This is a genomic window from Actinomadura gamaensis (assembly GCF_042652125.1).
In the GTDB taxonomy this organism is placed as follows: Bacteria; Actinomycetota; Actinomycetes; order Streptosporangiales; family Streptosporangiaceae; genus Spirillospora; species Spirillospora gamaensis.
On the sequence record NZ_JBHSIT010000004.1, the window covers coordinates 41,303 to 63,670 of the forward strand.

16 protein-coding genes and 1 pseudogene are annotated in these 22,368 nt (G+C 71.8%); 7 read left to right on the forward strand and 10 right to left on the reverse strand.

The window, feature by feature from the left end; all coding sequences use genetic code 11:
• Window positions 1-67 precede the first annotated feature (67 nt).
• The 3 genes from ACFPCY_RS14340 to ACFPCY_RS14350 form a co-directional block, all read right to left on the reverse strand.
• Window positions 68-1,543 carry an NBR1-Ig-like domain-containing protein gene (locus ACFPCY_RS14340; protein WP_378255237.1) on the reverse strand — a complete coding sequence of 492 codons (1,476 nt, stop codon included), beginning with the start codon at window positions 1,541-1,543 and terminating at the stop codon, window positions 68-70.
• A 242-nt stretch (window positions 1,544-1,785) separates the two neighbouring features.
• On the reverse strand, window positions 1,786-2,394 hold the full coding sequence (locus tag ACFPCY_RS14345; RefSeq protein WP_378256426.1) for a LuxR C-terminal-related transcriptional regulator: 609 nt from the start codon (window positions 2,392-2,394) through the stop codon (window positions 1,786-1,788).
• The gene (locus ACFPCY_RS14350) at window positions 2,394-3,689 is read right to left on the reverse strand and encodes a sensor histidine kinase (protein WP_378255239.1); all 1,296 of its coding nucleotides are present in this window, start codon (window positions 3,687-3,689) and stop codon (window positions 2,394-2,396) included. The genes ACFPCY_RS14345 and ACFPCY_RS14350 overlap by 1 nt, the downstream gene beginning before the upstream one ends.
• Before the next feature lie 133 nt (window positions 3,690-3,822).
• Here ACFPCY_RS14350 and ACFPCY_RS14355 point away from each other — a divergent pair, with 133 nt between their 5' ends.
• From ACFPCY_RS14355 to ACFPCY_RS14365, 3 genes are all read left to right on the forward strand, one after another.
• Window positions 3,823-5,037 carry an ABC transporter ATP-binding protein gene (locus ACFPCY_RS14355; protein ID WP_378255241.1) on the forward strand — a complete coding sequence of 405 codons (1,215 nt, stop codon included), beginning with the start codon at window positions 3,823-3,825 and terminating at the stop codon, window positions 5,035-5,037.
• The gene (locus tag ACFPCY_RS14360; RefSeq protein WP_378255243.1) at window positions 5,031-6,977 is read left to right on the forward strand and encodes an FtsX-like permease family protein; all 1,947 of its coding nucleotides are present in this window, start codon (window positions 5,031-5,033) and stop codon (window positions 6,975-6,977) included. The genes ACFPCY_RS14355 and ACFPCY_RS14360 overlap by 7 nt, the downstream gene beginning before the upstream one ends.
• Window positions 6,978-7,059: 82 nt before the next feature.
• A complete protein-coding gene (locus ACFPCY_RS14365; protein ID WP_378255245.1) occupies window positions 7,060-7,410 on the forward strand; it encodes an FtsX-like permease family protein in 351 nt (116 codons plus the stop codon).
• Between the two features lie 22 nt (window positions 7,411-7,432).
• Here the strand turns inward: ACFPCY_RS14365 and ACFPCY_RS14370 are convergent, their stop codons facing one another.
• On the reverse strand, window positions 7,433-8,446 hold the full coding sequence (locus tag ACFPCY_RS14370) for a zinc-dependent alcohol dehydrogenase family protein (RefSeq protein ID WP_378255247.1): 1,014 nt from the start codon (window positions 8,444-8,446) through the stop codon (window positions 7,433-7,435).
• A gap of 140 nt (window positions 8,447-8,586) precedes the next feature.
• Here ACFPCY_RS14370 and ACFPCY_RS14375 point away from each other — a divergent pair, with 140 nt between their 5' ends.
• The gene (locus ACFPCY_RS14375) at window positions 8,587-9,462 is read left to right on the forward strand and encodes a helix-turn-helix domain-containing protein (RefSeq protein ID WP_378255249.1); all 876 of its coding nucleotides are present in this window, start codon (window positions 8,587-8,589) and stop codon (window positions 9,460-9,462) included.
• On the opposite strand, the gene ACFPCY_RS14380 is transcribed toward ACFPCY_RS14375, so the two are convergent.
• Window positions 9,396-9,803, reverse strand: a complete 408-nt coding sequence (locus tag ACFPCY_RS14380; protein ID WP_378255251.1) for an isochorismatase family protein — start codon at window positions 9,801-9,803, stop codon at window positions 9,396-9,398. The genes ACFPCY_RS14375 and ACFPCY_RS14380 overlap by 67 nt on opposite strands.
• Before the next feature lie 280 nt (window positions 9,804-10,083).
• Here ACFPCY_RS14380 and ACFPCY_RS14385 point away from each other — a divergent pair, with 280 nt between their 5' ends.
• Window positions 10,084-10,557 (forward strand): hypothetical protein, encoded by a 474-nt coding sequence (locus ACFPCY_RS14385; RefSeq protein ID WP_378255253.1) that lies wholly within the window; start codon window positions 10,084-10,086, stop codon window positions 10,555-10,557.
• A gap of 405 nt (window positions 10,558-10,962) precedes the next feature.
• On the opposite strand, the gene ACFPCY_RS14390 is transcribed toward ACFPCY_RS14385, so the two are convergent.
• Window positions 10,963-12,093, reverse strand: coding sequence for an acyl-CoA dehydrogenase family protein (locus tag ACFPCY_RS14390; protein ID WP_378255255.1), 1,131 nt, complete (start codon window positions 12,091-12,093; stop codon window positions 10,963-10,965).
• A 1,334-nt stretch (window positions 12,094-13,427) separates the two neighbouring features.
• Window positions 13,428-17,105 (reverse strand): indolepyruvate ferredoxin oxidoreductase family protein, encoded by a 3,678-nt coding sequence (locus tag ACFPCY_RS14395; RefSeq protein WP_378255257.1) that lies wholly within the window; start codon window positions 17,103-17,105, stop codon window positions 13,428-13,430.
• A 147-nt stretch (window positions 17,106-17,252) separates the two neighbouring features.
• Here ACFPCY_RS14395 and ACFPCY_RS14400 point away from each other — a divergent pair, with 147 nt between their 5' ends.
• Window positions 17,253-17,762 carry an Lrp/AsnC family transcriptional regulator gene (locus ACFPCY_RS14400; protein ID WP_378255260.1) on the forward strand — a complete coding sequence of 170 codons (510 nt, stop codon included), beginning with the start codon at window positions 17,253-17,255 and terminating at the stop codon, window positions 17,760-17,762.
• 305 nt (window positions 17,763-18,067) lie between these two features.
• Here the strand turns inward: ACFPCY_RS14400 and ACFPCY_RS14405 are convergent, their stop codons facing one another.
• Entirely contained in the window at window positions 18,068-19,057 is a 990-nt protein-coding gene (locus ACFPCY_RS14405) for an adenylate/guanylate cyclase domain-containing protein (RefSeq protein WP_378255262.1), read from the reverse strand.
• A gap of 86 nt (window positions 19,058-19,143) precedes the next feature.
• Here ACFPCY_RS14405 and ACFPCY_RS14410 point away from each other — a divergent pair, with 86 nt between their 5' ends.
• Window positions 19,144-19,920 carry a MerR family transcriptional regulator gene (locus tag ACFPCY_RS14410; protein WP_378255264.1) on the forward strand — a complete coding sequence of 259 codons (777 nt, stop codon included), beginning with the start codon at window positions 19,144-19,146 and terminating at the stop codon, window positions 19,918-19,920.
• Here ACFPCY_RS14410 and ACFPCY_RS14415 read toward each other — a convergent pair.
• Window positions 19,909-20,727 carry a hypothetical protein gene (locus ACFPCY_RS14415; RefSeq protein WP_378256462.1) on the reverse strand — a complete coding sequence of 273 codons (819 nt, stop codon included), beginning with the start codon at window positions 20,725-20,727 and terminating at the stop codon, window positions 19,909-19,911. The two genes, ACFPCY_RS14410 and ACFPCY_RS14415, sit on opposite strands and share 12 nt — an antisense overlap.
• Before the next feature lie 939 nt (window positions 20,728-21,666).
• Window positions 21,667-22,197: pseudogene (locus ACFPCY_RS14420) on the reverse strand (RNA polymerase sigma factor); the annotation flags it as partial.
• Window positions 22,198-22,368: the final 171 nt, after the last annotated feature.

The following is a 22,368-nucleotide window of genomic DNA, read 5'->3' on the forward strand; positions in this document are numbered from 1 at the left end:
TCGCCAGTGCGTCAGGGCGTTCGGCGCCTTGCCGAAGCGTTCTGGTGCCCGGGGCGTCGCCGGTGCGTCAGGGCGCGTCCACGATGATCTGGAAGTTGACCGGACGGTTCCCGGGGAAGGCGACCTTGCCCTCGGCGTCCATCATCTTGAAGCGGACGTAGCACAGGCCGGGAGTCTTCGGCGTGGTGACGTCGACCCGGATGTCGACCATCTGGCCCGGCCCGGTGTCCTTGATCGGCACGCGCGTCCGGGTCTGGCACTCGTCGGGTCGTTGCGGGACGTCCAGACGCCGCAGCGTGTAACCGCTCCACGGCACCGTCCCGGCGTTCTTGATGCGCCACACCTTGGGAACCGTCTGGCCGGGGCCGACATGGGTGCAGTCCGGTAACGTCATGTCCGCGATGAACGCGGCCGCGTCACCCTTGTGCAGGGGCGGGGCGAGCGACGGATGTGCCGGGACGACCGGACACGAGACCGGTGTACCTGCGGCCTCCGACGCGCTGCCGGACGGGTTCAGATCGTGTGCGTCCCGGTCGGGGCCAGAGTCGCCGTTCACGAGCACCACGCAGAGGACCGCCGCGCCCACCGCCGCCGTCGCGAGCCCGATGGCGATCGCCGTCCGATGCCTCCGGAACCGTCCTCGGCGCTCGGTCGCGGGAAGAGCCGCCTGGACGCCGACGCCCTCGATCCCGACGCCTCCCAACCCGACACTCCCGGTGCCAACGCCCCCGGTGCCGGCGCCGGCGAGACCGGCGCCCGTGGTTCCGGTTCCTGCGAGGCCGACGCCCGCGTGGCCGTTGCTCATGGTCCCGTTCGTCGCGGATCCGCCGGGGTGCCGGGCGGACGGGGGCATCGTGACCATGCTCTCGTCCTGCGGCTGGGGCAGAAGCGGGTCGGACGACGGGTACGGCGGCGGCGTTGGCACACCGGGCACGCCAGGTACGCCGGGCATGCGCGTGGGCGCGGACGCCGCGTCCGATGGCGGCGGTGACGGCGGCAGCGGCACGGACGCCGAGGTCTCGCCCACCGGCTGCTGCGCCTGCGAGCCGATACCGACCGGAACCGACTGGCGTTCTGCGACGTCCGGAGCGTCCGCCGTTGAAGGTGAAGCAGAAGCGGGGGCTTGGGGCGCGGACGGAGCGGGGGTGCCCGGCGGGCCGTCCGACGCAGGTGTCGGAGCGGCGAGAGGCTGGCTCGCCGGGGTGGCGAGGGGTTGGCTCACCGGAGCGGCGAGGGGCTGGCTCGCCGCCGGCGTGGCGAGGGGTTGGCTCGCGGCGGCGGCCGACCTGACCACCAGATTGGCGCGTTCCCAGCGTTCGCGGTAGTCGGCCGGGTCCGCGCCGCACGCCTTGACGAACTCGGCGGTGGTCCCCCAGCTCGGGAGGCGGTTGCCCTTCGTGGCCTCGTACAGCGTCGTGTGGGAGATCGCTCCAGAGCGGCCGGACATCTCCCGGAAGGAGGGGTTGCCGACCGACTTACGCAGTTCCCGCAGAGTCGACGCGAAGTCCGCGATCGCCTCCGCCCGTGCACGCGTGTCGTCCACCGGCTGAAGCTAACAGCGCTCCCACGCTTCCCTCAAGCCCAAACGCGTATCAGCGTACAAACCAGGATGAGCTGCACTTTTCCATATCTTTAACCGGTAAAAGGGCAGGATTTCGTGGCCGAACTCACCGTCCGCCGCATGACCTTCCGGCCCTTGGGGCGACAGTATCGTCACCCGAAGGATCCGCAACGCTCACCAAGGGTGACATGCGTCCGGTTTCCGCCCGGAAAAGAGGGTCGCCGTCACGCGCGGAGGAACGCGAGGACGGCCAGCACACGGCGGTGGGCGTCGGCGTCCGGAGGCAGGTCGAGCTTGGCCAGAATGCTGTTGATGTGCTTGCCTACGGCGGCGGACGAGACCGTGAGCTCCTGGGCGATCGCGGAGTTCGAATGACCCTGCGCCATGAGGGACAGCACCTCGCGCTCGCGAGGGGTGAGCCGGTCGAGGGGGTCGCGGCGGCGGCCGAGCAGGTGGCGGACCACCTCCGGATCGATGACGGTGCCGCCCTCGGCGACCCGCCGCACCGCGTCCGCGAACTCGGCGACGTCGATGACGCGGTCCTTCAGCAGGTAGCCGACCGCGCGGGCGTCGGTGGAGTCGAGCAGCTCGCCGGCCGACGCGGCCTCGATGTACTGGCTGAGGACGAGCACCGGAAGGCCCGGATCGCGCTCGCGCAGGGCGATCGCCGCGCGCAGGCCGTCGTCGGTCTGGGTCGGCGGCATCCGGACGTCGGTGACGACGATGTCCGGCTTGTGTGCTTCGACGGCGCCGGCGAGCGCGGGCGCGTCCGCCACGGCCTGGACGACGCGGTGCCCGAACCGGGTGAGCACGGCGGTCAGTCCGTCGCGCATCAGGGCGCCGTCCTCGGCGAGGACGACCCGGAGGGAGCGGGTTTCGGACACGGCAACTCCACGTTCAGCGAGGTCGGGCCGCCCGGCGGGCTGGACAGGGCGAGGGTGCCGCCGACGACCGCGAGCCGGTCGGAAAGTCCGGTGAGTCCGCTTCCGCGCGACGGGTCGGCGCCGCCCGCGCCATCATCGCCGATCTCCAGGTGGAGGGTGTCGCCGCGGTGTTCGGCGACGATCCAGGCGCGTCGCGCGCCGCTATGCCGGGCGATGTTGGCGAGCGCTTCGCAGACGACGAAATAGCCGGTCGCTTCGGCGTCGGCGGGTAGGCGTCCCTGGATGGTCAAACTCAGGTCAACCGGTATGGGAGAACGGTCGGCGGCGTCCTGGATGGCGGCGGGCAAGCCGTGCTGCGTCAGGACCTGCGGGTGGATGCCGTGGATCAGTTCGCGCAGTTCGGTGAGCGCGTGCCGGGCCTGCTCGTGCGCGTGCGCGACGTGGTCGGCGGCGGGGCCGGGCGCCAGGTCGAGCAGGGCCAGGCCGAGGCTGGTGGCGACCGCGACGAGCCGCTGCTGCGCGCCGTCGTGCAGATCGCGTTCGATGCGCCGGCGCTCGGCCTCGAAGGCGCTGACCAGGCGCGCGCGTGATCCGGTGACCTCGGCGAGCAGGCGCGCGGCCTCGTCGGGACGCGGCGCGAGCAGCCGCCGGGTGAGCGCGGCGCGCGCGGCCGCCGTCGCCGTGACCAGGTACGCACCGCCCGCCAACAGGACGATTCCGGCGGGCACGGCCGCGAGCGCCTGGGCGGGCGTGTGGATCGCCAGGCCGGGCAGGAGTCCGCGGCGTCCGCCCGACAGGACGGGCATCCAGGCGGTGAGCAGCGCGAACGGCACCGCCGCCCCCGCGGCGGCGACGGCCAGGTCGAGCGGCCAGAGGACGATCGCGAGCAGCAGCGTGAAGCCCAGTTCGCGCCAGGTCGCGGCCTCGCGGATCCGGGTGGCGAGCCAGCCGCCGACGCCCGGACGGTCCGGGGCGCGATGCGGGTCGGCGACCGGCGCGGCGTCCACCAGGCGCAGCCGCCACCGCTCGAACGCCGCGACCGGAATCCCCGCGAAGGCCAGCGCCGCCAGCATCGGCAGCCCGACGAGCACCGAGGACAGCGTCCCGCCGACGAGCAGCACCGCCACGACGACGGTGAGGACCAGCGCGCCCGGCACCGAACTGGTCACGAGGTAGGCCAGGCTCCGCCACGGCCGGGCCGACGCCAGGAACCCGCGCCGCCGCAAAGCCGTCATCGCGTCCATCCGGCCAGGATAGAAGCGGGTTCCCGGACGTCCCATATGGCGCGGATGAGGGCATGAGGTAAGGCCAGGCATACCCGCGAGACGGTGTCCTGGCTGATCGACCGGGCCCGGCGGCGGCGCTTGGCTTGGACGCATGGAGATCGTGCGGCTGACCGCAGTGAGCAAGACCTTCGGGACAGGGGCCGGTGCGGTCACCGCCCTGGACAAGGTCACCCTGGGATTCGCAGAGGGTTCCTTCACCGCCGTGATGGGCGCGTCCGGATCGGGCAAATCGACGCTGCTGCAATGCGCCGCGGGGCTGGAACGTCCGACGGCGGGGGCCGTCTCGCTCGCGGGCGCCGACCTGTCGCGGCTGCGCGAATCCGCGCTGACCAGGCTCCGCCGCGAGACGATCGGGTTCGTCTTCCAGTCCTACAACCTGCTGCCCGCGCTGACCGCGGAGCAGAACGTCGGACTGCCGCTGCGACTGGCGGGACACCGTCCGCACGCCCGGGCCGTCGCCGCCGCCCTCGACGCCGTGGGGCTGGGTGATCGCGCACGGCATCGGCCCGCCGAGCTGTCGGGCGGGCAGCAGCAGCGCGTGGCGATCGCCCGCGCGCTGGTCACCGCGCCGCGCGTGCTCTTCGCGGACGAACCGACCGGCGCTCTCGACAGCACCGCGTCCCGCGCGGTCCTCGGCATCCTGCGCTCGCTGGTCGACGACCGGGGCCAGACGATCGTCATGGTCACGCACGACCCGATCGCCGCCGCGCACGCCGACCGCGTCGTCTTCCTCGCCGACGGCCGCCTCGCCGGAACCCTGGACCACCCGGACGCCGCAACCGTCGCCGCCCACCTGACCGCCCTCGAAGCCGGCGACACCGAAACCGTGGGCGACCACGGAACCTCACGCGCAGGTGGAGCCATGGAAGCCAGGACGACCAGCAGCGCAACGCTAACGGCTGACGGCACGACGCGGGCGGCTGACGGGATGACGCGGGCGGCTGACGGCACGACGCGGGCGGCTGACGGGATGACGCGAACGGTTGGTGACACGACACGAACGGCTGATGACGCGACGCGGGCGGTTGGTGCCGCGGCACGAACGGCTGATGACGCGACGCGGGCGGTTGGTGCCGCGGCACGAACGGCTGATGACGCGACGCGGGCGGTTGGTGCCGCGGCACGAACGGCTGATGACGCGACGCGGGCGGTTGACGGCGGGACGCGGGCGGCTGGTGAAGCTGGAAGTGCGCGCAGGGGTGAAGCCGCTCGGGTGGGCGGGAGACGAGAGGGTGCCGCAGACGGACGTGTGGGCGGGGCTGGTTGGGGTGGGTTTGGGCTTGCTGGGAAGGCATCGGCGTGTTGAGGGTGGCGGGGGCCGGGGTGCGGGCTCGGTGGGGTTCGCTGGCCGGGCCGGTCGCGGCGCTCGCGCTCGGGGTGGCGGTGATCGCAACGATGGCGCTGGTGCTGGGGGCGGCGTCGGCGGATCCGCATCGGCTGCCCCGGCGGTTCGCTGCGGTTCCGGTCGTGGTTCAGGCCGATCCGAATCTGCGGTTGCGGGATCGCTACGGGACGCCGACCGCCGTGCCGTTCGCGTCCCAGCCCGCTTTGCCCGCTTCCGTGGTGGCGCGTTTCCCGGGTGCCGCGCTGGATCGCTCGTTCCCGGCGCGGTTGCCCGGCGGGCCGTCCGACCAGGTCGGGCACGGTTGGGCGTCGGCCGCTTTCACGCCTTACGTCCTTGCGGCGGGGCGCGCTCCGGTGCGTCCGGACGAGATCGTCACCACGGGTGGGGCGCGGCCGGGACAGCGCGTGACGGTACGAACCACCGAACGCGACGCGCCGTACACCGTGGTGGGCGTCGCGCGGCCCGTTTCGGACGCGCCGCAAGTCGAACATCCGGTCTTCTTCTCCGACGCCGAAGCGGCGCGCCTGTCTCCCTCCGTTGACGCGCTCGTGCCGGCGGGGCCGGTCAGTGAGCGACAGCTCCCCGGCGTGCAGATCCTGACTGGACGCTCGCGGGCGCTGGCCGATCCGGGGGCGCTGAGGGATCGGGCGGATCTCACGTCGCTGACCTCGTTCCTGGGCGTCGCCGCATTGCTGTCAGCGTCGATCTCGCTGTACGTCACGGCCAGCGCGTTCGGCCTGTCGGTCGCGCGCCGCCGCCGTGAGCTGGCGTTGCTGCGGACGCTCGGCGCGACACCGGCGCAGGTCGTGCGGTCGGTCGCCCTGGAGGCGGTGCTGGTCGGCGTCGTCGGATCGTCGGTGGGATGCGTCTCCGGCCTCGTCGGCGGGCCGTTGCTGGCCCGATGGCTGGCGCGGCACGAGCTGGCGCCCGCGTGGTTCGGCGTTCCGCGCGACGCCGCGTGCGTCGTGCCGCTGACGCTCGCTTTCGTCGGGGGCGTGCTGGTCGCGGTGCTGGCGGTGGTGGCCGCTTCGGTGCGGGCCGCGACCGTCCGCCCGGCCGAGGCGATGCGCGAAGCCGACGTGGAGCGCGCCGGATGGGCTCTGCCGCGGCGGCTCGCCGGGCTGGGCGCGCTCGGCTGCGGAACGGTCCTGCTGGTGGCGGTGGCCGTGCTGGCGCCCGCGACCGCGCTGGACGCCAAGACGGACGTCGAGCTCGCGTTGCTGATCGTCGGCGGGGCTGCGCTGCTGGCTCCGACCTTGCTTCCGTCGCTGGTCAGGGTGCTCAGCTGGCCGCTCACGCGGGGGGCGGGGCCGGGCGCGCTGCTGGCGCGGGAGCGGGTCGCCGCCGGGCCGCGGCAGGCGGCGAGCACGATCGTCCCGCTCGTCATCACCTTGGGGCTCGCGCTGGCCGTCCTCGGCTCGACCGATATCGGGCAGTCGGTCAGGAATCGGGGGTTGCGAGCTCAGGCCGCGTCCGCTGACGTGGTGGTTCTACCGGCGGGCGGGGGCGGAAGCGGAGGCGGGCTCAGCGCGGAGACGGTCGCGCGCGTCCGTCGCGTGACCGGGACGACCGGAGTGCGGCGCGTGACCGGTGTGCGGCGCGTGACCGGTGCACCGGGGGTGGCGGCGACTGCTGTTACTGAGACGAGTGTCCTTATGCGGGAACCCGCGTTGACCCCGTTTCACTTGGAAGCGCCCACGCCGGTGCCGTTCTCGGCGATAGCCGTCGATTCTCCGGCGGTGCTAGGGCTACGCGTCCGGCAGGGGTCGCTGGACGGTCTGAACGACGCGTCCGTGGCGATCGACCGTTCCTGGCACAAGCGTGTAGGCGAGACCGTGCGGATGTGGCTCGCCGACGGAACACCGGTTTTCGCTGCGGGTCGCTGCGGTCTTCGACGCTGAGATCGGTGGTCCGCGCATCGTGCTTAGCGCGCATCGAGCGGGAACCGCGCAGCCCACTCGCATCTACTTGCGCGGAGTATCCGTGTCTGCTGTCAGATCCGCGCTGGGGAACGAGCAGCGCGGGATCACGGTCGTCACCACGTCCGAATGGACGGCCGCCGTGAGCGACCGCCAAGCCGAGCAGACCCGCATCGGACTGCTGGTGATGATCGGCATCGCGGCCGCCTACGGCGCGATCGGGACGGTCGCCACGGCCGCGACGGCGATCTCCGGCAGACGCCGCGAACTGGGACTCCTCCGCCGGATCGGGACGACCCGCCCGCAGGCGGCCTGGTTCGTCTGCCACGAGTACGCGTTGCTGCTGGTCAGTGGCGCTTTGACGGCGGCGGGCGCGGCGGGCGTCGTGCTCGTCGGCGTCCTTCAGGCCGCCTGACCGCGTGGCGTGGCGGCGGGTTTCAGGAGTGGGTGATGATGATCTTTCCGAAGCCGCCGCCCGCCTCGCCGTACCTGAGCGCGTCCGGGACGTCCTCGAACGGGAAGACGCGGTCGATCACCGGACGCACCCGGTGCGCCGCCACCGCGCGGTTCATTTCGAGGAAGTGGGCTCGGCTGCCCGTGGCGATGCGGTGCAGCGACGCGCCCGCCATGAACAGCAACGCCGGGTCCACGGGCCGGGCGCCCACCTCGCCGGACAGCCAGTATCCGACGAAGGCGACGTCGCCGGTGACGGCGACCGACTTCAGCGACGTCTCCAGCGGCCCCGCCGCATCGACGACCCGATCGACGCCGGCGCCGTCCGTCAGGGCGCGCACCGCTTCGTCCCAGGCCGGGTTCTCGCGGTAGTCGATCACCTCGTCCGCGCCGAGCGCGCGGAGCCGCTCCGCCTTGGCCTCACTGGACGTCGTGACGATCACGCGCGCGCCCGCCAGCTTCGCGAACCGCAGCGCGAACAGCGACACCGCCCCCGAGCCGAGCGTCAGCACGGTCGCCCCGGGACGGAGCGGGCTGCCGCAGGTCAGAGCGTTCCAGGCGGTCACGGCGGCGAGCGGGAACGCCGCCGCCTCCTCGAACGACAGGTGCGCCGGGATCGGGACGACGCCGTCCTCGTCGAGCAGGGCGTACTCGGTCAGCATCCCGTCGATCGCGGTGCCGAGCTGGGCCGCCCTGTCGCGCCGGAACGGGCCGTCCAGCCACTGCGGAAAGACGGTCGCGGCGACGCGGTCACCCGGCTTGACCTGCGTGACGTCCGCGCCGACGGCCACGACCTCGCCCACTCCCTCGCACCCCGGCACCACGCCGGGCCGCAACGGCAGGACGTACCGGTTCTTCATGATCATCAGGTCGCGGAATCCGAGCGAGTTCGCGCGGACCCTCACCACGACCTGCCTGCGGCCGGGTTCCGGCTCGTCGTGCTCCCGGATGGTCAGACCTTCGAATCCACGACTGGCATCCAGGTGGTAACTCTTCATCATTAGTCCTCTCGAAATCGCGTTGCGTGACCGCGCGCTTCCGCCCGGCCATCGGAGGACGATCGTTCTCGGCGACGTGACGCCCGACAATTCCCTGGAGGGAATCGCGGGCGCGCGCGGGCGGCGAGTAGAACGGAGCTGTGAGCAGTGTGAGCGTGAGTCACGGCGTCGGAGCGCAGTTGAAGCACTGGCGGTCGGTCCGGCGGATCAGCCAGCTCGAACTGGCGTTGCTGGCGGGCACGACCCAGCGGCATCTGAGCTTTATCGAAAGCGGCCGTTCCCGGCCCGGACGCGCGATCGTGATCCGTCTGGCGGAATCGCTCAGGCTCTCGCTGCGGGAACGGAACGACCTGCTCGCGACGGCCGGCTACGCACCGGTGTTCACCGAGTCGGGCCTGGACGAGGAGGCGATCCGTCCCGTCAGGACCGCGCTGGAGCAGGTCCTGCACGGTCACATGCCCTATCCGGCCGTCGTCGTCGCGCCTTACGGACGAGTCGTCGCCGCCAATCCCGCAGTCGAACTCTTCCTGGAGGACGCGTCGCCGGAGCTCCTCGAACCGCCCGTCAACATCCTGCGCGTGATGCTGCACCCGAAAGGGATGGGAGCACGGGTCCGGAATCTCGACGAGTGGGGACGGCACGTCATCGAGAACCTGCGCGCGCGAGCCCGCCGAAGCCCGGATCCGCGTCTTGACGAATTCGTCGCGGAACTGGCCGGTTACGTTCCCGAACCCCCGGTCGGCCCCGACCATCTGGGCTTCTCCGTCCCGATGCGACTCGCTTCTGCGGACGGTGAGTTGCGCCTCATCACCACGTTGACTTCGTTCGCGACGGCAACCGACATCACGCTCGCCGAACTGCATCTGGAGGCCTTTCTTCCGGCCGACCAGGAAACGGCCGAGGCGCTACGCGTTCGGGCCGAACGAAACGCCGATGCGCCGCGTCCGGTTCACGATGACGCCTTGATCATGTCGAGCACGTCCTCGGTGGACCGGACGTCGCCGAAGCTCCGGTAGAAGGTGTGCAGGGTCGCGTTGTGCTCGTCGTCACGGCGGGCGGCGTTGGCGTCCGCGACCATGATCGTGCGAAACCCATGGGTGGTGGCGTCCCGCGCGGACGTCTCGCAGCACACGTTGGTGACGGTGCCGGCGATGAGCACCGTGTCGATCGCGCGGGCGGACAGGTCGTCGGGGAGGGAACAGCGTCCCGGGAAGAAGGCGGTGGCTGCGGTCTTCTCGACCTGGAGATCCGCTGGGTGGACGGTCAGGTCCGGCCAGATCCGCTCGGCGATGGGGCCGGTCCCTCCCGCCGTCCGGAACACTTCAGCGGCGTCCGGGCCATAGAACTCTGTCTTCACGGCTAGTGGCTCGGGGCCGGGCTGGGGTTCGGCCTGGGACTCGGCCTGGGACTCGGCCTGGGGCTCGGCCTCGCCTGGGACGACCCATGCCACCGTCCCGCCGGCGACGCGGAGAGCCTCGGCATCTTGGGCTCTCCGGTTGTCGGGCTGCTGGACTGCCGGGCGTTCGGGCTCTCGCGGCGGGATGAGAACCTCGGTCAGCGTCGGCGTGGCGGGGAACCGGCGAACCGCGCCAGGCGTTGGCCACACGGGCTTGTCCCTCCAAGTCTTGGGAGTTTCGATGACATGTTTCTTTGACGCGGCGCACGGCCCGGGGATGCAGACCATCCTCTGGACGCCGCAGTGGGGCGCGGCGCGCAACGTCACCGCGTGCCCGGCCTGCGCCCAGCGCTGGCTCACCTACCAGCAGCAGATGGCCGCCGGGCAGCCCGGCTACCCGGCCCCGCAGCCCGGCTACCCCCAGGCCGGATACCCCGCCCAGCCCGGCTATCCGGCCGCCGGCTACCCGCACGCGGGCTACGACGCCGACTACGACCACCACCACCGCCGCGGCCCCGGCTGGGCGGGCGTCGCCGCGGCGGGCGCGGCGGGCCTCGTCGGCGGCGCCCTCATCAACGAGATGCTGGACGACGACGAACCGCGACAGCAGGTCGTCTACGAGGTCACCAACAACGAGTACGTGACCAACAACGACTACAACGATTACAGCGACAACGAGTACATCTCGGACGATTCCGACGACAACAGCTGGTGACCCTCACCCACCAGACCGCCCGTGCCGTCCACCAGGGGACGGCACGGCACCCGCACCCTCTCGCTCGCGGGCTCGCTCGCTCGAGCTAACACCTGCTCGCACGTCCGTGCCGCCGCCTACCCGCCTCCCGCATCAGGCCCCAGCACCCCTCTCGCCACTGTTTAGAGACAGCGCCCGCGAACTCTGGAGCGCCTATCCGTCCACGCCTGCTCACATGCACGCGAATCGGCCCGCCGCCGCTCGTGTCTGCTGGGCGGCGACGACCTGCGCTAGCCGTTCCCCGACTTTTTTTAGGTTTTTGGGTAGCCGGGACTTCGTGCGTGGTGAAGCCAGGCTCATGGCAGGGCACGAGATTTGGCTCGCTCTGCCATGAGCTGGACTGGCCCTCAGACGCTTCGGTGCTGGTCAGCGGGCTAGGGATCGGGCGATGACCAGGCGCTGGATCTGGTTGGTCCCCTCGAAGATCTGCATGATCTTGGCCTCGCGCATGTAGCGCTCGACGGGGAAGTCGCGGGTGTAGCCGTTGCCGCCGAGCACCTGCACCGCGTCCGTGGTGACCTTCATCGCGGCGTCGGTGGCGGTCAGCTTGGCCACGGACGCCTCGCGCGAGTAGGGCAGGCCCAGGTCGCGGCGGCGAGCGGCGTCCAGGTAGGTCGCGCGGGCGGACGTCACGGCGGCGGCCATGTCGGCCAGCAGGAAGCCGAGGCCCTGGTGGTCAATGATGCGGCGGCCGAAAGTGGTGCGCTCCTTGGCGTAGGCGACCGCGTGGTCGAGCGCGGCCTGGGCGAGGCCGACGGCGCAGGCGGCGATGCCGAGGCGTCCGGAATCGAGGGCGCTGAAGGCGATCCGGAGCCCCTGGCCCTCGCCGCCGATGAGGCGGTCCTCCTCAAGGAACGCACCGTCCCAGTGCGCGGTCGTCGTGGGGACGGCGTGCAGCCCCATCTTCTCTTCGGGACGTCCGAAAGTGAGCCCCTCGACCTGGCCGGGGGCGAGGAAGCAGGAGATCGAGTCGCCGCTGCGGGCGAACAGCGAGTAGAAGTCGGCGCGGCCGCCGTGCGTGATCCATGCCTTGGTGCCGGTGATGCGGTAACCGCCGTCCGTCCGCTCGGCCTTGCAGGTCAGGGCGGCCGCGTCCGAACCGGCGTGCGGCTCGGACAGGCTGTATCCGCCGACCGTGCGTCCGCCGAGCATTTCCGGAAGCCAGCGTTCCTTCTGCTCGGGCGTCCCGAACGTGAACAGCGGGAAGCACGCCAGTGTGTGGACGCTGGTGGCGACCGCAACGGCGGCCCATCGCGCCGACAGTTCCTCGATGACCTGGAGATAGACCTCGTAGGGCTGTCCGCCTCCGCCGAACTCCTCCGGGTAGGGCAGGCCGAGCAGACCGGCCTCCCCGAGCATCGCGAAGAGTCCCTCGGGATAGGTCTCGGCTCGCTCGTGCTCGTTGACGCGCGTAAGGAGCTCCTTGTCGGCGAGCTCTCGCGTCAAGGCGATGAGGTCGCGCGCTTCTTCGCTCGGCAGTAGACGATCGACGGTCATAGGTCTTCCTCCAAGAGCACCCACTGGCGAAACCCACCTGCCCCGAAGTTATCCACAGTTCGGGGCCCAACTTCCCTTGCAGCTCACCGACCCGCGACGATGGATGTCGCGGGCCACCGATCGGTCCGCCAAGGCCCGGCCAACCGTGCAGGTCAGCCCTACCAGTACGGTCCGTCCGGCCAAGTCACGGTCGGCCCGATCAGCCAGATCGGCCCGGCCGAGGTGACCAGTCCAGCCAAACCAGGCTGGGCCGGCCTGAGCAGTCCGTCCCATCCGCGCGGGCCGAGCCAACTGGCCCGGGTCAGCCCGGTCCGCCGGACCGCGCCGACCAACGCCTGCTGCCTGACCAGCCAGGTCAGTCCAGCGCCCTTCCTCCGGTCCGTCCAGCCCACGCCAGGCGGCCTGGTGAGGGCAACCCCGCCGTCCGCCCCTGCCCGATCCGGCACTTGGCGTGGCCTGGCCCGGCCGCCGCAGGCCAGCCACCTTCGACGTGGACGGCCCGGCCGACGCAGGTAGCCAACCTGTGCCAGTCGGTCCGCCTCCCCTGTGGTCGGTGTCCGTCAGCCGCTCCACAGGGACGGGCGGTCGCGGCCCAGGCCAGTCTCCTTGCAACAGGCCGCTCGGTCCTCGCAGGCCCGCCCGGTGCGCCTGCCGGATGGCCTGGGTCGGTCCCCACAGCCCCCGCCGGTCCACTGCTGGCCGGTGCACGGCTCGGGTTCGCGGACCCGGTTTGGTCCGTGGGGAGCGGCCAGCGCGCGGCCGGATCGTCCGGGCTGATCGATCCGGCTCGCGCTGGACCATCCTGCCTGGGGGGACCAGCCCGTCCCGACTGGTGCCGGGCCAGGCCCCAGTCGGGGGAACGTCCCGCGCGTGGCCGGCTCGTCCGGACTGGTCGATCCGGCCCGCACTGGTCCGGATCTGGCCGGAGTGATGCATTGTCCGTCCCGATCATGGCCACCCCCGGTCCGTGGTTGAGCCGTCCGTCCGGATGGGCGATCCGAGTGCACCGGATCGCCCAAGGGTCCAACCCCGTCCCGGCCGGATGATCCAGGCCGGACGATGTCGGCCGGGCGGCGCGGGCTCACGCGGTCCGGAGTGGCTCGTGGCGGCGGTTCGGCTTGCGGGGTTGGCGCTGGTCGATCGGGGCGTGACCGGCTCGGGCCAGGCGGGTGGCCGAACGGCCCGGACGGACAGCCCGGACGGACGACCCGGACGGACGACCCGGACGGACGACCCGGACGGACGACCCGGACGGTCGGGTCGGAGGGACAGCCCGGACGGTCGGGTCGGATGGACGGCCCGGACGGTCGGGTCGGACGGTCGGGTGGGGGCGGTCAGGCGAGTTGGCGCGGGCGGTCGGGACGGGTTGCGGCGGCGAGGTCGGCGAGCGCGGCGTGGGCGCGTTCGCGGTACTCGGCGACGCGGGCGAGCTTGATGTCCTCGTAGCCGCGGATGGTCTCGGGCAGGCGGACGAGATCGACCACGGCGGCGACGGTGCCGGGGGTGAGGTGGGTGAGGGCGTCCCGCACCAGTCCCCGGTACTCCTGGACGAGCTCGCGCTCGATCCGGCGGACCTCGGCGTAGCCGAACACGTCGAGGGCGGTGCCGCGCAGGCCACGCGCGGCGCGCAGGGCCCGGAACGCGACCGGGGCGGTCCGGGTCAGCCGGATCTTCCGCTTCATGCCCAGTGCCCGAAGGATCGGCGGGTGCAGCATGACGGAGACCTTGGCGTCCGCGCCGAACTCGTCCTCGCGCTTGGCCCGCTCCACGGGGTCGAGGTGAAGGCGGGCGACCTCGTATTCGTCCTTGTAGGCCATCAGCTTGTGAAGGGAGGTGGCGTAGGCGAGCCCGACACGCAGGGCGGCGTCCTCGCCGACGCGCTCGGCGGCCAGCGCCGTGACGCGCCGGACGTCCTCGGCGTAGCTGCGTGCGTAGTTCTCGTTCTGGAACTCGATCAGATCGGCGACCCGGATGCCGAGCGCCTCTTCGAGCTCGGCCCCACCCTGCGCGGCCTTACCCTGCGCGGAGGCGGCCTGTCCGGCGATGGTCCTGGCGACCGGGGTGAGCTCGATCAGCGGACGGGCCGGGGGCTCGACCGCCGCCTGGACGGCCTTGGGGTCCAGCGCGGCGGCCCGTCCCCAGCGGAACGCGGCCAGGTTCTTGTCGACGGCCGCGCCGTTGAGGCGGATCGCGTCCTCGATCGCGTCGGCGGAGACCGGCAGGCAGCCGTGCTGGTAGGCGGCCCCGACCAGGACCATGTTGGCGGGCATGTGGTCGCCGAACAGGGTTTCGGCGAGGCCCTGCGCGTCCAGGTACAGGTTGTCGGCGCGCCGGGTGACCGACTCGACGCGGGTCAGCGCCTCGTCCGGTGAGCCGGGCAGCGCGACGCGGCCGGTGACCATCGCCGCCGTCGGGACGAGCGCGGTGTTGACGACCGCGACCGTCCGGCCGGGCTCGGCGGTGGCGAGGTTGCCGTCCGCGGCGGCGCCGAGCAGGTCGAAGCCCAGCAGGACGTCGGCCGTGCCTCGCGTGGCGCGCAGCGCGCCGGGCACCGGACGGGTGGAGAAGCGCAGGTCGCTGACCACCGGTCCGCCCTTCTGCGCCAGTCCGGTCTGCTCCAGGCCGGCGGCGTAGGAGCCGTCCAGCCGGGCCGCCATCTGCAGGATCTGCGAGACGGTCACCACGCCGGTGCCGCCGATGCCGGGCATGCGCAGCAGGACGTCGGCCTCGCCGAACCGGCGGACCGGCTCGGTCAGCGCTACCGGGAGCTCGGGCAGCGCGCGCTGCCGGCGCGTGCCGGGCTCGACCAGCAGGAAGGACGGGCAGTCGCCCTTGAGACAGGAAAGGTCGGTGTTACATGACGCCTGGTGAATGCGGGTCTTGCGACCGAACTCGGTCTCCACCGGCTGCACCGAGAGGCAGGTGGACTGCTCGCCGCAGTCGCCGCAGCCCTCGCAGACGCGCTCGTTGATCAGGACCTTCTCGGCGGGCGTCGGGAGCTTGCCGCGCTTGCGCAGGCGGCGCTCCTCGGCGGCGCAGCGATCGTCGTGGATCAGCACGGTCACGCCGTCCAGCGCGGCCAGCTCGGTCTCCACCTCGGGCAGGTCGTCCCGGTGCCGGACGTGCGCGATCGGGTCGAGCGCAACGCCCCGGTAGTCGGCCGGGGAGTCCGTGGTGATCACCACGCGGCGGACGCCTTCGAGCGCGAGCCAGCGGGTGAGCGTCGGGATGTCCAGACGGCCTTCGGCCTTCTGCCCGCCGGTCATCGCGACCGCGTCGTTGTAGAGCAGCTTGTAGGTCATCGTGACCCCGGCCGCGACGGCGGCGCGGATCGCCAGCGAACCCGAGTGGTGGAAGGTGCCGTCCCCGAGGTTCTGCACGAAGTGCTTGTCTGAGGTGAACGGCGCGAGCCCGATCCACTGGGTGCCCTCGCCGCCCATCTGGGTGAGGCCGAGCTGGTTGCCGCGTCCCGCGCCGTCCAGCGCGATCATCACGTGGCAGCCGATGCCGGCCCCGACGAGCGTGTCGGACGACGCGCGCGTGGACGTGTTGTGCGGGCATCCCGAGCAGAAGTAAGGCGTACGCGCCGCCACGACCGGCAGCGTCACGCGCCCCTTCTTCCGGGCCGTCCGCAGCATGACCGCCGCCTTCGGCAGCCGCTCCTCGCCGAACCGCGCGACCAGCGCCCGGACGACGTCCTCCGCGCCAACGGTCCCGCGCGAGGGCAGCAGCTCCTTGCCGTCCGCTCCGCGTCGCCCGACGACCCGAGGCACCTTCACCCCGACCGTCGCAACACCCGTGCCCGCCGAGAACCCCAAGCCCTCGCCCAGGCCAGAGCCCGGGCCATCGCCCGCGTCGGTGTCCGTCTTCGCCGCGGCATCGGCGTCACCGTTCACCATGCCGTTCGCCTTGGCGTTGACGAGGGCGTTCGCGTTCGCGTGCCGGTTCGAGTGGGTGTTGGCGTGGTCGTACAGGACGGCCTTGAGGTGCTGCTCCAGGAAGGGCACCTTGTCCTCGACGACGAGGATCTCGTCCAGGCCGGCGGTCATGCGGGCCAGCTCGGCGTCGTCGAGGGGGAAGGGCATGCCGAGGCGGATGAGGCGGATGCCGAGGTCGTTCAGAGCCTGCTCGTCCAGACCGAGGTCGGTCAGGGCGCGCTGGACGACGGCGTACTGCGTGCCGGAGGCCACGATGCCGAGGGCGGTGTTGTCGGCGCCGAAGGTGATGCGGTTGAGGCCGGCCTCGCGGGCGTAGGCGCGGGCGATGTCGAGGCGCCGGGTGAGCATGTCGTGCTCGGCGTCCAGCGAGGCGGGGCCGACGAGGGTCGGCACCTTGCGGTCCTCGCGGACGGGCATCGGGACGTTGCGGCGGATCTCCTCCAGGTCCACCACGGCGGACGCGTCGGCGATGTCCGCGACGATCTTCAGTCCGGCCCAGAGGCCGCTCGCGCGGGACAGCGCGACGGCGTGCAGGCCGAACTCGATGATCTCCGCGACCGTGCCGGGGGCCAGCAGCGGCAGGGCGAGGCTCTGCGCCATCGGCTCGCACGAGCTCGGCACGGTGGACGACTTGCTGGCGGGGTCGTCCCCGATCCACGCGACCGCGCCCCCGACGGCGGCGGTCCCGGCGAGCTGCGCGTGCCGGATGGCGTCCGCGGCCCGGTCGAGGCCGGGGTTCTTGCCGTACCAGTACCCCGTGACGCCCTCATGGCGGCGGCCCGGCACCTGGCCGAGCAGCTGGGTTCCGGCGACGGCGGTGGCGGCGAGCTCCTCGTTGAGTCCCGCCTGGAAGACCACCCCGGCCTCGTCCAGGAACTTCGCGGCGCGGCCCATCTCCAGGTCGACGCCGCCGAGGGGCGACCCCTGGTAGCCGGAGACGAACGCGCGCGTGTCGATGCCGCGCGCCTCGTCGAGCCAGCGCTGTTCCAGGGTCAGCCGCACCAGGGCCTGGACGCCCGAGATCAGTACTCGCCCCTCGCGCGCGGTGTACCTGTCGTCAAGCCGGACGCCCATCGAACCTCCTCGTTCACGGCCCTGTGGCGTGGAGCACACCACCCGTAAACGGACGAACGCAAGTAACTGCCGACATACATCCTTCAAGACGCAAAGTTTTATACTTGCTTCCGGTATTTCGCCATGTGGTTTGCATGAGGAGCCCCGATGACCGAGGTCGACGACATCGACCACGCGCTGCTGCGCCTGCTCCGCCAGGACGCCCGCCGCACCTTCTCCGAGATGGCCGAGAAGGTCGGCCTGTCCGTCGCCGCCGTCAAGCGCCGGGTCGACCGGCTCCGCGACATCGGCGTGATCACCGGCTTCACCGCCCAGATCGACTACGCCAAGCTGGGCTGGGGCATCGAGGCCTTCACCGAGCTCCGCTACGCGGGCTCCGCGCCGGTCAGCGAGATCATCCGCACCGCCACGGTCGCCCCCGAAGTCCAGGCGATCTACACCACCGCGGGCGACCCCGACGCGCTGGTCAGCATCCGCGCCCGCGACATGCGCCACCTCCAGCAGGTCATCGACACCCTGCGCCGCGCGGGCAACGTCACGGGCACCAAGACCCTGATGGTCATGGACGTCTGGACCCGTTCCGACGTGGACCCGTCCCCTCCCACCCGTCCCTCGGCCACGACGAGGCCCCAACCCGCCCAACGCCCCCGTCCCTGACCAGGAGGCAACCCGATCCCTGACCCGCAACGCGAAACAAAGCCACCCCAGCACGCCGTTTCCTCGCCGACGATCTGCCCCCCGCGCACGATCGAAGGTGCGATCACCGGCGCCATCACCAAGATGCAGGTAGCGGTGCCGGTGACAGTGACAGCGGTAATGGCGACAGTGGCAGCGGTAATGGCGACAGCGGCTGCGGTAGCGGCGACAGCGGCTGCGGTAGCGGCGACAGTGGCAGCGGTAATGGCGACAGCGGCTGCGGTAGCGGCGGACATGCATCGCAGCCAGTCGCGGCTGCGGGACGGTCAGGGGCGGCGGAGGCGGAAGGGGCGGGTTCGGCCCAGGCCTTGGAGGTGGCGGGAGCGTAGGGGGGTGATGTCGTAGATCGTGGAGAGTTCGGTCGCCAGGGCCGAGTCGATCAGGATGGTGCCTCGGTGGGCGGCGGCGGTCAGGCGGGCGGCCAGGTTGACGGGGGTGCCGAAGACATCGCCCAGGCGGAGGACCACTTCGCCGTAGGCGAGGCCCACGCGGACCAACGGGAAGTCCGGGTCGATGGTGTGGCGGTCGGCGAGGCTCAGGCCGATCTCGGCTACGGCTCGGGGGTCGGGGGCTACGAAGAAGGCTTCGTCGCCGAGGGTCTTGACGATGCGTCCGCCCAGGTCCGCGACGGTTTCGGCGGTGACGGACTCGAAGCGTTCGACGAACTCGGCGAGGGCCGGGCCCTCCATGCGGCGGCTGAGGGACGTGAAGGAGACGATGTCGGCGAAGCCGACGGCGAGGCGGGCGACGCCCATGGCCGGGTCGCCGGACGCGTCGCCGCTGGCGGCCGTGACGCGGAGTCCGGCGGCGGCGAGCTGGCGCCGCCAGCCGTGCAGCAGGAGCCATTCGAAGCGGGGCCGGAGTTCCTCGGTGATGCCGAGGACCTCCGAGACGGTCTCCGGGCTCAGCTCGACGTCCTCGGGCATGCGGGCGGCGGCGCTCGGCAGCCAGACGTCGACGACCCAGCTCGCCAGGCGGCCCATGGTCTGGCCGACGGCGCGGATGAGCTGGAACATGCCGTCCTCGTCGACCAGGCCGTCCGCGACGAGGCGCTCGATCTCGACCAGCGCGCGGACGTCGCTCTCGGTGAAGGCGACCTCGTCCTCGGCCGGGGCGGGGAAGCCCAGCGTCTGCCAGACGCGCCGGGCCTTCTCCGGGGGCATCCCGGCCAGCTCCTCGACCTGCGCGCGGGTGTACTTCAGTCGGTCGGCGAGCAGGGTCTCCTCGATCTCCTGCGCGACCTGCGGATCGACCACTGCGGCACCTCGCGATGTCTCATCCGGCGATGTGCCAAGGGTGGCGCGTAAGATCGAGCGGGGTCAAGCAGCGGAGGCGGGGGAGCATGTCCGGGTACCGGATCGACGAGCTCGCGCGGGCGGCGGGGACGACCGTCCGCAACGTCCGCGCCTACCAGGACCGGGGGCTGCTGCCGCCGCCGCGGCTGGAGGGGCGCGTCGGCTTCTACGACGACAGCCACCTCGCCCGGCTGCGGCTGATCGGCAAGCTGCTCGCGCGCGGCTACTCGTCGGTGATCATCAAGGACCTGCTCGCGGCGTGGGAGACCGGCCGCGACGTCGGTGACGTGCTGGGCCTGGAGAAGGTCCTCACCGATCCGTGGTCGGACGAGATCCCCGGCACCGTCACGCTGGACGAGCTGGTCGCGACGTTCGGCCCCGGCCGGGACCAGGCGCAGGTCGCGCGCGATCTCGAACGGGCCGTCCGGCTCGGGTTCGTGGAGCCCGACGGCGACCACTTCCGCGTCCCGTCGCCGCGGTTGCTGCACGTCGGCGCGGAGCTGGTCGCGGCAGGCATCCCGCTGGACGCCGTGTTCGACATCGCGCAGCAGATCCGGGACGACTGCGACGTCATCGCCGGTCGCTTCGTCGACCTCGTCCACGAGCACGTCTTCCGCCGCCTGGAGGACGGGCCGGTGCCGAGCGGCGAGGAGGTCGCCGAGGTCGCGGAGGTCGTGCGGCGGATGCGGCCGCTGGTGAAGATGGTCGTCGACCCGTTCATCGCCCGCGCCATGGAGATCCGCGTGCAGGCCGCGCTGGGCGAGCAGCTCGAGACGCTGCGCGATCATCTCGTGCGCGCGCCCGCGGGCTCGTCAGAGGAGTGAGATCCCCCAGACGACCGTGACCTGCTGCGCGGGACCGTGCGGGGTCGTGAACGTCAGGGTCGCGCGTCCCGGCAGGTTGATCAGTCCGGTGTGCAGCGTGACCAGGACGTCCTGCGAGTCGTTCGGGGACAGACCGCCCGTCCGGTCCTGCAACGTGACCTGATCGCTGGACGACGCGCCGGTCCAGGTGACCGGGCCGTCCTCGGCCTTGATCCGAATCGTGCCGGAACTGCGTCCGTAAAGCTCCAGCCGTGTCGTCAGGACGCGCAGCGTGCCCGGCCGGGGCGGCGTGGCGGGCGGCGAGCTGGGCACCGTGGGCGGCGGCGTCGCCGGCGGACGACCCGGATTCCCGGGATCGGACGTCGGGGGCCTCGTCGGCTTTTCGAGCTGCGGCGTCGGCGGAACCGGACCGCCGCCGTTCCCGGACGGTCCGTGGCTTCCGGGGTCGTCGTCCTCGTGCGCGGAGTGGCGCGGCGACGCCGCCTGCTTTTCGGTCGGGCGCGGGTGCGTATACGGCCAGTCGAACGTCGGGACGCCCAGCTGGGACCCCATGAACACGATCGCCGCGAGCGCGGTGAGCAGCGCTCCGCCCATCCCGCCGCTCACGAACATCCAGCGCCGCACGAACGGCGACGGGACGTCCGGCTGCGTCGGCAGCCCGCCCGGAGTCAGCGCCCCGCCGCGCGCCGCGATGTCCGCGCGGTACCCGGCCAGCTCCGGATCGGTCGCCGTGTGCAGGACGCGCCGCCGCAGCGCCTCGGCCGGCTCCGGCGCGGGCGCGAGCACCAGCAGCCCGGACGCGCGCACCTGCTCCCGCGCCTGGCACGCCGCGCATCCGCGAACGTGCTCGTCCAGCCCGCTGTCGATGATGTCGACCGGACGATCCGCCCCATGACCGCCACTCGCCGCGCCACTCGCCCCGGCACTTGCCGTGCCACTCAGCCTGGCACTTGCCGTGCCACTCGCCGTGCCACTGGCCCCGACACTGGCCCCGGCACTCGGCGCGGTGCTCGGTTCGTCCGCTGGCCGAGCACCAGCGCCTGGCGGCATCCCGGCGGTTCCGTTGCGTTCTGCGGCGTTCCATGCGGTTCGCCTGAACGCGCTCCCGTTTCGGCTGGACGCGTCGGGCCCGCTTCCTCCGTGTACGTCCTGCTCATCGCGGCGGAGCGCCCCCAAGCCGAGTTGGCCGGCGACGTCCTGCCCGTTCAGGTCGCGCGACTCCTGTTCGCTTCGGTCGGACGCGTCCTGGTCAGTTCGACCGAAGGCGTCCTTGTGCGGGACCGGTGGCGTTTGCCTTGGGTTATGCGTCCGGAATCCGGCACCGGCGGGAGTTCGCAAGCCGTTGGTTGCTATTTGCGGGCAGGACGCGACGTCGGTTTCGAGGCGTGATGAGCTTTGCGTTAGCGCTGTGCCAGGAGTGGCGCGTGAGGGTGGGAATTGCGTCCGCAATCCACTGGACGGGGACGGGGACGGTGCACCCGGCTCGCCGGAAGAAGGTGCGGATTGCAAGCGTGGCGTGCTGGCATCTGCTTGCGCATTGGGCTCAGGATATGCGGAAGAGGGCAGGTGCGAGCCGCTTTGCGCGCCAGCAGACGCTCGGCCGTTCGGCCCCGCGGACGGCGTGGGCGTTCGCTTGCCGTCCTCGCCGCCCTCGCCGTTTCCCCAGGTAGATGGCCAGGTGGCGCACGACTGAGCGGCTTGAGCGAAGGAGCCCTTGAGGGCGCTTTCGAATTCCCTCCGAGCGTCCCCGGTGAGCGCCATGACCCTTCGGCGGGAAACGCCCCATAGGACGGCTAGTTCGGACGGACTCAATCCGTGCCGGACGGTCAGCAGGAGCAGTTCGCGCTCGCTGGAATCGAGGCGATTGACAGCGGACTCCAGCAAAGGCCTAAGCTCGGACGTCGGCGGAAGCACGGCGCTGGGCCGAGAAGCCATCTGCCGATCCCTGAACGGACCCGGATACCGGAAAGGACGGTCGGGTTCCCAGCGCAGTTCCTGCGCGCGTCCTCGCTGGAGGCAGCGGCGGCGGACCGCGCCGTACAGCCAGACGCGGAGATGGGAATGGTCGCGCATGCGCGGCGCGCGGCGCCAGGCGTCCACGAACGCGTCGTGCAGGATGTCGTCGGCGGTCCGGGTGTCCCCGGTCATTGCCGTCGCATAGTCGAACAGTCGCTCTGCGTAGGCGTCGTAGAGCATGGCCAAGGCGTCGGCGTCGCCGTCGTTCAGCCTGCGGAGCAGGCGACGCGTCGCGACGTCGGGCGGTGACCACCTCGGCATGTGCGCTCCCGCAGCGAACGGGGCCCCGCACGCCACGGGACGTCCGGACAATAGGGCCCACTCTGGATACACCCACGTACCCCTTCGGCACCATTCGAACCCCGGAAAAATCACCGCACAGGGATTTCCCTATGGTTCAAGCCGGGCTTCTCAGGCGTTTCACCTGAACCC

Bases quoted from the DNA above. Each gene is read 5' to 3' on its own strand.
- ACFPCY_RS14390 (WP_378255255.1), bottom strand. From the start codon at position 12,093: ATGACCGTCGATCGTCTACTGCCGAGCGAAGAAGCGCGCGACCTCATC.
- ACFPCY_RS14385 (WP_378255253.1), top strand. From the start codon at position 10,084: ATGACATGTTTCTTTGACGCGGCGCACGGCCCGGGGATGCAGACCATC.
- ACFPCY_RS14395 (WP_378255257.1), bottom strand. From the start codon at position 17,105: ATGGGCGTCCGGCTTGACGACAGGTACACCGCGCGCGAGGGGCGAGTA.
- ACFPCY_RS14345 (WP_378256426.1), bottom strand. From the start codon at position 2,394: ATGCGCGACGGACTGACCGCCGTGCTCACCCGGTTCGGGCACCGCGTC.
- ACFPCY_RS14355 (WP_378255241.1), top strand. From the start codon at position 3,823: ATGGAGATCGTGCGGCTGACCGCAGTGAGCAAGACCTTCGGGACAGGG.
- ACFPCY_RS14410 (WP_378255264.1), top strand. From the start codon at position 19,144: ATGTCCGGGTACCGGATCGACGAGCTCGCGCGGGCGGCGGGGACGACC.
- ACFPCY_RS14350 (WP_378255239.1), bottom strand. From the start codon at position 3,689: ATGGACGCGATGACGGCTTTGCGGCGGCGCGGGTTCCTGGCGTCGGCC.
- ACFPCY_RS14400 (WP_378255260.1), top strand. From the start codon at position 17,253: ATGACCGAGGTCGACGACATCGACCACGCGCTGCTGCGCCTGCTCCGC.
- ACFPCY_RS14370 (WP_378255247.1), bottom strand. From the start codon at position 8,446: ATGAAGAGTTACCACCTGGATGCCAGTCGTGGATTCGAAGGTCTGACC.